The organism is Pseudomonas sp. LBUM1679 (assembly GCF_059695565.1).
In genome coordinates this window covers 5,436,889-5,449,290 of the sequence record NZ_CP166774.1, presented here as the reverse complement: position 1 = coordinate 5,449,290, position 12,402 = coordinate 5,436,889, and the positions used below count along the sequence as shown (strand labels likewise).

13 protein-coding genes and 2 pseudogenes are annotated in these 12,402 nt (G+C 60.4%); all 15 read left to right on the top strand.

Annotated features, from left to right (window positions below; all coding sequences use genetic code 11):
* The first annotated feature begins 37 nt into the window (after positions 1–37).
* Entirely contained in the window at positions 38–868 is an 831-nt protein-coding gene (fleN, locus tag ACA062_RS24700) for a flagellar synthesis regulator FleN (protein WP_007975361.1), read from the top strand.
* A complete protein-coding gene (fliA, locus tag ACA062_RS24695; RefSeq protein ID WP_497453414.1) occupies positions 865–1,605 on the top strand; it encodes an RNA polymerase sigma factor FliA in 741 nt (246 codons plus the stop codon). The genes fleN and fliA overlap by 4 nt, the downstream gene beginning before the upstream one ends.
* Positions 1,606–1,773: 168 nt before the next feature.
* On the top strand, positions 1,774–2,145 hold the full coding sequence (locus ACA062_RS24690) for a chemotaxis response regulator CheY (protein ID WP_162493647.1): 372 nt from the start codon (positions 1,774–1,776) through the stop codon (positions 2,143–2,145).
* Positions 2,146–2,167: 22 nt separating this feature from the next.
* Complete coding sequence (locus tag ACA062_RS24685) at positions 2,168–2,956, top strand: protein phosphatase CheZ (RefSeq protein WP_497453413.1); 789 nt, start codon at positions 2,168–2,170, stop codon at positions 2,954–2,956.
* A gap of 23 nt (positions 2,957–2,979) precedes the next feature.
* Positions 2,980–5,244, top strand: coding sequence for a chemotaxis protein CheA (locus ACA062_RS24680; RefSeq protein WP_497453412.1), 2,265 nt, complete (start codon positions 2,980–2,982; stop codon positions 5,242–5,244).
* A gap of 50 nt (positions 5,245–5,294) precedes the next feature.
* On the top strand, positions 5,295–6,437 hold the full coding sequence (locus ACA062_RS24675) for a protein-glutamate methylesterase/protein-glutamine glutaminase (RefSeq protein WP_497453411.1): 1,143 nt from the start codon (positions 5,295–5,297) through the stop codon (positions 6,435–6,437).
* On the top strand, positions 6,437–7,177 hold the full coding sequence (locus ACA062_RS24670) for a flagellar motor protein (RefSeq protein ID WP_150785473.1): 741 nt from the start codon (positions 6,437–6,439) through the stop codon (positions 7,175–7,177). The genes ACA062_RS24675 and ACA062_RS24670 overlap by 1 nt, the downstream gene beginning before the upstream one ends.
* 15 nt (positions 7,178–7,192) lie before the next feature.
* Positions 7,193–8,086 carry a flagellar motor protein MotD gene (gene motD, locus ACA062_RS24665; protein ID WP_497453410.1) on the top strand — a complete coding sequence of 298 codons (894 nt, stop codon included), beginning with the start codon at positions 7,193–7,195 and terminating at the stop codon, positions 8,084–8,086.
* 42 nt (positions 8,087–8,128) lie between these two features.
* A complete protein-coding gene (locus tag ACA062_RS24660) occupies positions 8,129–8,917 on the top strand; it encodes a ParA family protein (RefSeq protein ID WP_497453409.1) in 789 nt (262 codons plus the stop codon).
* Between the two features lie 129 nt (positions 8,918–9,046).
* Positions 9,047–9,911: pseudogene (locus ACA062_RS24655) on the top strand (CheW domain-containing protein); the annotation flags it as partial.
* Between the two features lie 86 nt (positions 9,912–9,997).
* A complete protein-coding gene (locus ACA062_RS24650; protein WP_128869458.1) occupies positions 9,998–10,483 on the top strand; it encodes a chemotaxis protein CheW in 486 nt (161 codons plus the stop codon).
* Entirely contained in the window at positions 10,484–10,876 is a 393-nt protein-coding gene (locus ACA062_RS24645) for a DUF2802 domain-containing protein (protein WP_497453408.1), read from the top strand.
* Between the two features lie 345 nt (positions 10,877–11,221).
* Positions 11,222–11,482, top strand: coding sequence for a hypothetical protein (locus tag ACA062_RS24640; RefSeq protein WP_497453407.1), 261 nt, complete (start codon positions 11,222–11,224; stop codon positions 11,480–11,482).
* A gap of 174 nt (positions 11,483–11,656) precedes the next feature.
* On the top strand, positions 11,657–11,887 hold the full coding sequence (locus ACA062_RS24635) for a hypothetical protein (protein ID WP_497457532.1): 231 nt from the start codon (positions 11,657–11,659) through the stop codon (positions 11,885–11,887).
* A gap of 108 nt (positions 11,888–11,995) precedes the next feature.
* Positions 11,996–12,349, top strand: a pseudogene (locus ACA062_RS24630) (EamA family transporter); the annotation flags it as partial.
* Positions 12,350–12,402: the final 53 nt, after the last annotated feature.

Here is a 12,402-nt window from a genome sequence, read left to right as displayed (position 1 = left end):
TGGCCTCCGTCTATGCAAGACAAGGTAAAGAAATAACATGGGCAGCATGCATCCAGTACAGGTGATCGCGGTGACCGGCGGCAAAGGTGGCGTCGGGAAAACTAACGTGTCAGTGAACTTGTCCCTGGCTCTAGCTGAACTCGGCCGGCGCGTCATGCTGCTGGACGCCGATCTGGGGCTGGCGAACGTCGACGTCCTGCTGGGACTGACACCCAAACGGACCCTGGCCGACGTGATCGAAGGCCGCTGCGAGCTGCGCGACGTTCTGTTGCAAGGCCCCGGCGGCATTCGTATCGTCCCGGCCGCGTCCGGCACGCAGAGCATGGTGCATCTGAGCCCGGCGCAACATGCCGGCCTGATCCAGGCCTTCAGCGATATCGGCGATAACCTCGACGTATTGGTGATCGACACCGCGGCGGGCATTGGTGAGTCGGTCGTCAGTTTCGTTCGCGCAGCGCAAGAAGTGTTGCTGGTGGTCTGCGACGAACCGACCTCGATCACGGACGCCTACGCACTGATCAAGTTGCTCAACCGCGATTACGGGATGAACCGCTTCCGCGTCCTGGCCAACATGGCCCAGAGCCCGCAGGAAGGTCGCAACCTGTTCGCCAAGTTGACCAAGGTCACGGATCGCTTCCTCGACGTCGCCTTGCAATACGTGGGCGCCGTGCCGTACGACGAAAGTGTGCGCAAGGCCGTGCAGAAGCAGCGCGCCGTCTATGAGGCCTTTCCGCGTTCCAAGTGCTCCCTGGCCTTCAAGGCCATTGCACAGAAGGTCGATACCTGGCCGTTGCCGGCCAACCCCCGCGGGCACCTGGAGTTTTTCGTCGAACGCCTGGTGCAACAAACCGCAGGACCGGTGCTATGACAGCCAGAGGCTACAACTTTTACAAGCAGTCGGCACGTGACGCGCAGTACGAGCTGATCGAGCGTTACGCGCCACTGGTCAAACGCATTGCTTACCACTTGCTGGCACGTCTGCCGGCCAGTGTCCAGGTCGAAGACCTGATCCAGGCCGGGATGATCGGCCTGCTGGAAGTGTCGACCAAATATGACGCCAGCAAAGGCGCCAGCTTCGAGACGTACGCGGGCATTCGAATCCGCGGCGCGATGCTCGATGAGGTGCGCAAGGGGGACTGGGCGCCACGTTCGGTCCACCGCAATACCCGCATGGTCAGCGACGCGATTCGCTCGATTGAAGCTAAAACCGGGCGCGACGCTAAAGATCACGAAGTTGCGGCCGAACTCCAATTGAGTCTCGACGATTATTACGGGATTTTGAACGACACCCTGGGCAGCCGGCTGTTCAGTTTCGACGATCTGTTGCAGGACGGCGAACACGAAGGGCTGCACGAGGACGGCGCGAGTGCACATCCGGAGCCGTCGCGCGATCTGGAAGATGAACGCTTCCAGGCGGCGCTGGCGGACGCGATTGCCAATTTGCCTGAGCGTGAGCGCCTGGTGTTGGCGCTGTACTACGACGAAGAGCTCAATCTCAAGGAAATCGGCGAGGTCCTGGGGGTCAGCGAATCCCGGGTCAGCCAGTTACACAGCCAGTGCGCGGCCCGTTTGCGGGCGCGTTTGGGGGAGTGGCGAGCGCGCTGAAGGCAGTGTTGGGGACACTGCGAACGTGGCTGGTGTGGTGTTCAACTGCGCCGGTCGCGATCTGTTGTGCTCCAGACAGTCATCGAGTGCATCGCCGGATTGATTGAAATGGCGCGTCCAGGTGCTGGGCGCGTTTAAGACTGCTTGGAGGTCGAATTGGACAAGAACATGAAAATCCTCATCGTTGATGACTTCTCAACGATGCGGCGGATCATTAAAAACCTGTTGCGTGACCTTGGGTTCACCAACACGGTCGAGGCGGATGATGGCACCACGGCCATTCCGATGCTCAACAGCGGCAGCATCGATTTTCTGGTCACCGACTGGAACATGCCTGGCATGACCGGCATCGATCTGCTGCGCCACGTGCGTGCCGATGAAAAGCTCAAGCACCTGCCGGTGCTGATGGTAACCGCTGAAGCCAAGCGCGAGCAGATCATCGAGGCGGCCCAGGCCGGTGTTAACGGCTATGTGGTCAAGCCCTTCACGGCCCAGGCGTTAAAAGAAAAAATCGAGAAGATTTTCGAACGCATTGGTTGAGCAACAGCGCCACGGGGGAGCTATGGAGCAAAAAGAATCTTCACAGGGTGATTTCGAATCGACCCTGAAAAAACACGCGGTCGAACTGGTCGCAAGCCTTGAAAAAGGCAAGTTCGGCGACGCGGTGCAACTGATCCATGAGCTCAACCAGACCCGTGACCGCGGCCTGTATCAGGAGGTGGGCAAGCTCACCCGCGAGTTGCATAACGCGATCGTCAATTTCCAGATTGACCCGCACATGCCGCAAGCCGAGGAAGTGTCCCAGATCACGGACGCCACGGAGCGCCTGGGCTATGTGGTCAGGCTGACCGAGGCCGCGGCCAACCGCACCATGGACCTGGTAGAGAACGCCACGCCGCTGGTCAACAGCCTGAGCCACGAAGCCCAGGCGCTGAGCACGGACTGGGGACGGTTCATGCGTCGTGAAGTCGGGGCGCAAGAGTTCCGCGAACTGGCCCGGCGGGTCGACGGTTTCCTGACACGCAGCAGCGCCGACAATCGCATTGTGTCGAGCAACCTCAACGATATCCTGCTCGCTCAGGATTATCAGGACCTTACCGGTCAAGTGATCAAGCGTGTGACCCAATTGGTCACCGAAGTTGAAAGCAACCTGCTCAAACTCGTGCTGATGGCCAGTCAGGTGGACCGCTTTGCGGGCATCGAACATGACCGTGAAGCGATGCGGGCAGAAAAAGATCCGCAAAAACAGCTCTCTCAGGGTGAAGGTCCGCAGATTCATGCCGATAAAAGAGAAGACGTCATGTCCGGTCAGGACGATGTGGACGATTTGCTTTCCAGCCTTGGATTTTAAGACCTGTTAGGAGCACCCCATTAATGAGCTTCGGCGCCGATGAAGAGATCCTTCAGGATTTCCTGGTTGAGGCCGGCGAGATTCTAGAGCTGCTGTCCGAACAGCTGGTCGAGCTGGAAAGCCGACCGGATGATGCGGACTTGCTCAATGCAATTTTTCGCGGTTTTCACACTGTAAAAGGAGGCGCCGGCTTCCTCCAGCTCAACGAGCTGGTGGAGTGCTGTCACATCGCCGAGAACGTGTTCGACATCCTGCGCAAGGGTGAGCGTCGCGTCGACTCGGAACTGATGGACGTGGTTCTCGAAGCACTCGACGCGGTGAACAACATGTTCACCGAGGTCCGCGAACGCAGCCCGGTCACGGCGGCCACACCTGCGTTGCTGGCGGCCCTGGCGCGTCTGGCCGAGCCGCAATCGGCCGACGCAGCGGCACCGGTTGTCGCCGTGGCGCCTGTGGCTGACAGCGTTTCGGAAGACATCACCGACAATGAATTCGAACAACTGCTGGACTCGCTGAACGCGATCAAGGCGCAGGCCGAGGCGGCGCCTTGCGCTCCGGCACCGGTCAGCAACAATGCGGCGGGCAGCGACGAAATCACCGATGCCGAGTTCGAGTCATTGCTCGATCAGTTGCACGGTAAAGGCCGGTTCGCCGTCGACGCCGTGGTTGCGCCAGCAGCGCCAGCAGTGCCCGCCGCACCGGCCGCGCCGAAAACGGCAGGCGACAGCTGCGACATCACCGACGAAGAATTTGAAGCACTGCTCGATCAACTGCACGGCAAGGGCAACTTCGCGGTCGAAGCGCTGGAGTCGGCGATTGCTTCGGCTCCGGTCCCGGCTGCGCCAACGGCCGCAGCGGTAGGCAGCGAACTGATCTCCGATCACGAGTTCGAAGCGCTGCTCGACGAGCTTCACGGCAAAGGCAAGTTTTCTGAAATCGGCACCGCTGCCGGTGCCGGTGCATCGGTGGCCACACCGATCGCGAAGGCCGCAGCCCCCAAACCGGTCGCCAAAGCCGTCGAACCAAAAGCCTCCGAGCCAAAAGCCGACGCAGTGAAGGCCGCCCCGGCGCCTGCGCGTGCACCGGCGGCGCCGCCGGCTGAGAAGCCCGCCAGCGAAGCAGAGACCACCGTGCGGGTCGACACCGCGCGGCTCGATGAAATCATGAACATGGTCGGCGAGTTGGTGCTGGTGCGTAACCGCCTGGTTCGCCTGGGCGCCAACAGCGCCGATGAGGCCATGTCCAAGGCCGTGTCCAATCTCGACGTGGTCACGGCCGACCTGCAAACCGCGGTCATGAAGACCCGGATGCAACCGATCAAGAAGGTCTTCGGACGCTTCCCGCGCCAGGTTCGCGACCTGGCGCGCCAGCTCAAGAAAGAGATCAACCTGGAGCTGGTCGGCGAAGAAACCGACCTCGACAAGAACCTGGTCGAGGCCCTGGCCGATCCGCTGGTGCACTTGGTGCGCAACGCCGTCGACCACGGCATCGAATCGCCGGAAGAACGCGAAGCCGCGGGCAAGTCCCGTTGCGGCAGGGTGATTCTCGCGGCCGAGCAGGAAGGCGACCACATCCTGCTGTCGATCTCCGATGACGGCAAAGGCATGGACCCGCACGTCCTGCGTGCCATCGCGGTAAAACGCGGGGTGATGGACAAGGACGCGGCCGAGCGCCTGAGCGACACCGAGTGCTACAACCTGATCTTCGCCCCGGGGTTTTCGACCAAGACCGAGATCTCCGACGTGTCGGGTCGTGGCGTGGGCATGGACGTGGTGAAAACCAAGATTTCCCAGCTCAACGGTTCGATCAACATCTACTCGGCCAAGGGCCAGGGCTCGAAGATCGTCATCAAGGTGCCGCTGACCCTGGCGATCATGCCGACGCTGATGGTCATGCTCGCCAACCAGGCGTTCGCCTTCCCGCTGGTGAACGTCAACGAGATCTTCCACCTCGACCTGTCGCGCACCAACGTGGTCGACGGTCAGGAAGTGGTGATCGTGCGCGACAAGGCGCTGCCACTGTTCTACCTCAAGCGCTGGCTGGTCCGCTCCGCCGCTCACGAAGAGCAGCGAGAAGGCCATGTGGTGATCGTTTCGGTGGGCACCCAGCGGATCGGCTTCGTCGTCGATCAACTGGTGGGCCAGGAAGAAGTGGTGATCAAGCCATTGGGCAAGATGCTCCAGGGAACCCCGGGCATGTCGGGCGCCACCATCACCGGTGACGGCCGCATCGCGCTGATTCTCGATGTTCCGAGCATGCTCAAGCGTTACGCCACGCGGCGTATTTGATTCTGGCGGGGCGGGGCGACTCAGGCCCCGCTGCGTCTAATGGAGTGTTTATGGCAGTCAAAGTCCTGGTGGTGGACGATTCGGGGTTTTTCCGCCGCCGCGTCTCGGAAATTCTTTCCGCCGATCCGAAAATCCAGGTCGTCGGCACGGCGACCAACGGCAAAGAGGCGATCGATCAGGCGCTGGCCCTCAAGCCGGACGTGATCACCATGGACTACGAGATGCCGATGATGGATGGCATCACCGCCGTGCGGCATATCATGCAACGCTGCCCGACCCCGGTGTTGATGTTCTCCTCGCTGACCCATGAAGGCGCCCGGGTCACCCTGGATGCGCTGGACGCCGGCGCGGTGGATTTCCTGCCGAAGAATTTCGAAGACATCTCGCGCAACCCGGAGAAGGTCAAGCAGCTGCTGTGCGAGAAGATCCTGAGCATCTCGCGCAGCAACCGGCGTGTCAGCGCCTATAGCGCTCCGGCTCCGGTCGCCGCGCCAGCGCCAGCACCGACACCGACGCCTGCGCCTTCGGGCGTCAGCAGTTACGGCAGCAGCGCGCCTGCGCGTCCGGCACCGGCACCGATGCCGGCGCGTACGCACGCCCCGGCATCGTTGTCGCCGGCACCCAAGCGTAAAGCCTACAAGCTGGTCGCGATCGGCACGTCCACCGGCGGCCCGGTTGCTCTGCAGCGGGTGCTGACCCAGTTGCCGGCCAACTTCCCGGCACCGATCGTGTTGATCCAGCACATGCCCGCGGCCTTTACCAAGGCGTTCGCCGAGCGTCTGGACAAGCTCTGCCGCATCCGCGTCAAGGAAGCCGAGGATGGCGACTTCCTGCGTCCGGGCCTCGCGCTGCTGGCCCCGGGTGGCAAGCAGATGATGATCGACGGGCGTGGCGCGGTGAAGATCCTCCCGGGAGACGAACGCCTGAACTACCGGCCGTGCGTGGACATCACCTTCGGTTCGGCGGCCAAGTCCTATGGTGACAAAGTTCTGGCGGTGGTATTGACCGGCATGGGCGCCGACGGTCGCGAAGGTGCGCGCCTGCTCAAGCAGAGCGGCAGCTCGATCTGGGCTCAGGATGAAGCGAGCTGTGTGATCTACGGCATGCCGATGGCCATCGTCAAAGCCGAACTGGCCGACGCGGTGTATGGCCTGGACGAAATTGGCAGGCACCTGGTCGAGGCGTGTGTCTGATGGATGTTCTGAGCCTGATCGGGATCATCATGGCGTTCGTCGCGATCATCGGCGGCAACTACCTTGAAGGCGGTCACCTCGGCGCACTGGCCAACGGCCCGGCGGCATTGATTGTCATCGGCGGGACCGTCGGTGCGGCGCTGCTGCAGTCGCCGATGAGCGCCTTCAAGCGCGCCCTGCAGATTCTGGTCTGGATCCTGTTCCCGCCGCGGCTGGACCTGGCCGGCGGTATCGATCGCGTGGTGGGCTGGAGCCTGACCGCGCGCAAGGAAGGTCTGCTCGGCCTGGAAGGGGTGGCCGACGCCGAGCCCGACACCTACTCGCGCAAAGGCCTGCAACTGCTGGTGGACGGCATCGAGCCGGAATCGATCCGCAGCATTCTGGAAGTGGATTTCTACACCCAGGAAAACCGCGATATCGAGGCCGCCAAAGTCTTCGAAAGCATGGGCGGCTACGCGCCGACCATCGGCATCATCGGTGCGGTGATGGGCCTGATCCACGTCATGGGCAACCTGGCCGATCCGTCACAATTGGGCAGCGGCATTGCCGTGGCCTTCGTCGCCACCATCTACGGCGTGGCCAGTGCCAACCTGGTCCTGCTGCCGATTGCCGCCAAGCTCAAGTCCGTCGCCCTGCGGCAGTCGCGATACCGCGAAATGCTGCTGGAAGGCATCCTGTCGATCGCCGAAGGTGAAAACCCTCGCTCTATCGAGTTGAAGCTTCACGGCTTCATGGATTGAGGGAGGTCATGGACGATGGCGCGTCGCCGGCAACCTGAAGAACCCGTCAATCGCGATCGCTGGCTGGTGTCTTATGCGGACTTCATCACCTTGCTGTTCGCCTTTTTCGTGGTGATGTACTCGATCTCTTCGATCAACGAAGGCAAGTACAAGGTTATTTCCGAAGCGTTGATCGGCGTCTTTACCGACGCCGATCGCGCGCTCACGCCGATCCCCATCGGCGACGAACGACCGCGGACCGTGAACCCGGCCAAGTCACTGGTCAAGGACAGCGAGCAGGTCGACGCGGGCATAGCCCCGGCCGCCGACGATCCGCTGAAAAGCATCGGCGATGACATCAGCGCGGCGTTCGGTGACCTGATCAGCGCCAATCAGATGACCGTGCGCGGCAATGAACTGTGGGTTGAGATCGAGCTCAATTCCAGCCTGTTGTTCGGCAGCGGCGACGCCATGCCCAGCGACATCGCGTTCAGCATCATCGACAAGGTCGCCGCGATCCTGAAGCCGTTCGACAACCCGATCCATGTCGAAGGTTTCACCGACGATCGACCGATCCGCACCGCGCAATACCCGACCAACTGGGAGCTGTCCTCGGCCCGGTCGGCGAGCATCGTGCGCATGCTGGCGATGCAGGGGGTGAACCCCGGCCGTCTGGCGTCGGTGGGTTACGGTGAGTTCCAGCCGGTGGCCAATAACGCGACCGCCGAGGGGCGGGCGCGCAACCGTCGCGTGGTGTTGGTGGTGTCGCGAAATCTCGATATACGTCGCAGCCTGACCGGCACCGGGACCGCCCATGCCAAACCGGATGCCGCATTGAGGCGTGCTGGCACACAAACTGCACCGACCCCGATCAAGTCGCCGGGACGAGAGAGTGCCGTCAATTCTCCGTCACCCGCATTAATACCCTGAGCTATTTCTCGGTCGGGCCGCTCGGCCGGGAGGAACAATCCAATGAGAGTCTGGGCAGTCGCCAATCAAAAGGGTGGTGTCGGTAAAACCACTTCCTCCATCGCTTTAGCCGGGTTACTGGCCGAGGCGGGCAAGCGCGTGGTCGTGGTCGATCTCGACCCCCACGGCTCCATGACCAGTTACTTCGGTTATGACCCCGATAAGCTGGAACACAGCGTCTACGACCTGTTCCTGCACAAGGGCAGCGTGCCCGCGGATTTGCCCGGTCAGCTGTTGTTGTCCACCAGTCATGAACATATTTCGCTGTTGCCGTCGAGCACCGCGCTGGCGACCCTCGAGCGCCAGTCTCCGGGCCAGAGCGGCCTGGGCCTGGTGATTGCCAAGACCCTGGCGCAGTTGTGGCAGGACTTCGATTACGCCGTGATCGACAGCCCGCCGTTGCTCGGCGTGCTGATGGTCAATGCCTTGGCGGCGAGCCAGCAGCTGGTGATCCCGGTGCAGACCGAGCACCTGGCGGTCAAAGGCCTGGAGCGCATGGTCAGCACCCTGACGATGATCAATCGCTCACGCAAGCAGGCGCTGCCGTACAGCATCGTGCCGACCTTGTTCGATCGTCGCACCCAGGCCTCCCTCGGGACGCTGCGGCTGTTGCGCGACAGGTACCCCGAGGAAATCTGGCAGGGCCACATCCCGGTCGACACCCGCTTGCGCGATGCCAGCCTTGCCGGCATGACGCCTTCGCAATTCGACGGCAAGAGCCGTGGCGTCCTCGCTTACCGCGCCCTGCTCAAGCACCTGCTGGCGGCACAACTCGTCCCGCAGGTCGCCTGAGATGAGCCCGAGTCCTGTAGGAGCAAGCTTGCTCGCGACGGTCGTCAACGATAACGCTAAAAACCTGACACGCCGCGGCGCGTTCAGGTTCTTCGCGAGCAAGCTCGCTCCTACAGCAGGGGTGTGTCAGTGAACCGGCCGGCAAAGATCACCTCACGTCCGCAACTGGCGCTGCAGTCCTATCTGGACAGCTTGCTGATGGAGGCGACCGAAGAGTTGCAGGCGGACGTCGAAACGCTCCCCGAAGGGGTCGAGGTTGAAGCGGCACTGGATGAATTCCAGGCGGCGGTGCTTGAAGAGCAGGCGCTTGATGCGCATAAATCCGTTGTGGCTGCCGCGCCAATGGTTGCTCCGCTCGCGAATGCGCCGGTCATGATCGAAGCAGCGCCAACACCGGTTCCGGCAGCCGTATCGACCCTCGCGCCACCACCGCAAACCCTGGTACCACCGGTAGTCGAAGTCTATCAAGCTCCCGGCGCCACGCCACCAACGGTTGAACCAACCGGTCGTCCTTCATGGGCCGCCGAGCCATTCGAATGCCTGTTGTTCGATGTCGCCGGGTTGACCCTGGCGGTGCCGCTGGTGTGCCTGGGTTCGATCTATTCGTTGGCCGGTCACGAACTGACACCGCTGTTCGGTCAGCCGGACTGGTTCCTCGGGATCCTGCCGAGCCAGGCCGGCAACCTGAAGGTGCTGGATACCGCGCGCTGGGTCATGCCCGACCGTTATCGCGATGATTTGCGCCAGGGCCTGCAATACGTTATTTCGGTGCAGGGCTACGAGTGGGGACTGGCAGTGCATCAGGTCAGCCGCTCGCTGCGCCTGGACCCGAACGAAATCAAATGGCGCAGCCACCGCGGTCAGCGGCCGTGGCTGGCAGGCACGGTGATTGAACACATGTGTGCTTTGCTCGACGTTACCGAACTGGCCGAGCTGATCGCCAGCGGCGGGGCAAAGCACATGGGCGGCAGCAAAGCCGGCCCGTAAACCGACATGGAAGCTACATGACAACAGTTGGCGGCAGTGCATGTCGCCGCACAGAACACACACCGCCAGGGCGGTTTATCGAGGGGTCAGGGTATGAATGATAAGGCGTCGTCTGCAAAGGGTTCTGAAGATCCGATCCTGCAATGGGTAACCTTCAAGCTGGACAATGAAACCTACGGCATCAACGTGATGCGCGTTCAGGAAGTCCTGCGCTACACCGAAATCGCCCCGGTCCCGGGTGCCCCGAGCTACGTGCTGGGCATCATCAACCTGCGGGGCAACGTGGTCACCGTGATCGACACCCGTCAGCGCTTCGGCCTGATGAACGCCGAGATCAGCGACAACACCCGTATCGTCATCATCGAGGCCGACAAGCAAGTGGTCGGCATCATGGTCGACAGCGTGGCCGAAGTGGTTTACCTGCGTCAGTCGGAAATCGAAACCGCGCCGAACGTCGGTAACGACGAGTCCGCCAAGTTCATTCAAGGTGTGTGCAACAAGAACAACGAATTGCTGATCCTGGTCGAACTGGACAAGATGATGAGCGAAGAAGAATGGTCGGACCTGGAGAACATCTGATTGATGCTTGAGGTGGCGGTCGTTGTCCTGTTCCTCTTATGGGCAGGCACGCTGGCGATGTTCCTGGCCTACGTTCGCGCGCAAAAGCTGATCGCCGCGCAACAGGCCCGGGGCGATGCGCTGCGCGATCAGCGCATCAAGGACCTGGCCAAACGCGTCGACGACTACCAGAACAGCAACGTGCGCATGGGGCAGGACCTGCAAGAATTGCGCGCGGTGGTCGGACCGTTGCCGGACAAACTGGCGCAGCTGGAACAGCGTGACCCATCGAGCCTGTCGTTCGCCCAGGCGGCTCGCCTGGTGGGCATGGGCGCGAGCGTCAATGAACTGACTCAGTCCTGCGGCTTGACCCAGGCCGAGGCGGAGTTGATGAGCAAGTTGCACAAGAATTGAGAAGATCTTTTTCCATACGGCACGGAATCAACATCATCCCCGCGCCCGGTGATGTCTTTCTCCATCCTCGGCGCATCCGGATCCTGTCCCTCAGGACCCCTCGCTTCAGATCTCACGCAAAAAGTTTTGGCCTCTGCAAGGACCGATCAGCGTTAGCGGTCATGCACGAAAGGCCTGTGCACCCGCTGTTATCGAGAGCAGAGCTCAAATCAGTTTTATAAGTTTTTTGTGGCTATAGATACTGTTACAACTGATAGTTTTTTTTTGATTTGGCGTGGTGTTTAATAAGTGTGCTTGTCGTAACTTTGAATAATCTTGAATTAAATTAACACTAGGAAATTTGATATGGAAGCCAATTCTGTCCGTCATTTCGGGGTAATAGAAACGTATGAGCCCGAGAAGCCCCAGCGTTATCTTGGGTATATTTCTGGTTATCTGGATAAAAAATGTTATTTCCATAAAAAGAGCTTTCTTGATTGGGATGGTACACCTGAGAGTAAAGATGCCCCTGTAGTGGGGCAACGTGTTTCGTTTATTCCTATGTACAGTCCTTCCACGGGAGACTTTCATGCTGAAGACGTGAGTCGAGAAGCAATAGTCAAATAACGAAAACGTAGAATCGCCGCACCGCTTGCTCCTACGGGTCAGTGTTGTTCATATATTTGCGAACACCCCGACTGTAGGAGTAAAGCTTGCTCGCGATGGCGTTCTCGAAACCTCAGTAGGGCAATCAAGCCCTTCCAGGGCACCGCCTGATCCATCTCAATCAGGCACAACTCTTTGCTGGTCTGGCTTGCGCTTGCCGGCATACTCGGCATGATGGTCGCCGTGCAACAGGCCTGTCCCGCTCTGGTGCAGGCGAAAGCCCTTAAAATCAGGGCTCAAACTCAATCGCAGCGAGAATTTCCCGCGGGTGCAGCGTTTTACCTGGAAGCACTCGTGCTGGGTGTTCTTCTATCAATGACCGAAGTCGGGTTCGATAACGTGCCGGATGAACTTTGCGCAATATAATAAAAAACATATAACTGTGCCTGAATTTTGTTGCTAAAAATACCAACCGTAAAGTTGAAGTATGACAACGACTGTCTTGTCGCGTTTTAATCCTTGCCTGTAAGCAATCTCATTTCGCTGCCGTTCATGACTTTGTTCATCTGCCTCTCCGGCGACTGGAAATGGGTCCCGCTGATTTACCAGCGCGTGCGTGAAAAACCGAAGCTGATTTTCGGCGTGTTGCTCACCAGTGCGCTGGTCGCGGTGCAGCTGTGGATCTTCATGTGGGGGCCGCTCAATGGTCATGGACTGGACGTGTCGCTGGGCTACTTCCTGCTGCCGCTGACGATGGTGATCACCGGGCGCATCGTGTATGGCGAGCGCATGTCGCACCTGCAAAAAATCGCTGCGGTATTCGCGGCCATCGGTGTGGCCAACGAGCTGTACCGCACCGGCGGATTTTCCTGGACCACGCTGGTTATGACCTACCTGCCGATCTGGCTGGCCGTGGTGGTATTGATCATCGAAGGGTTGAA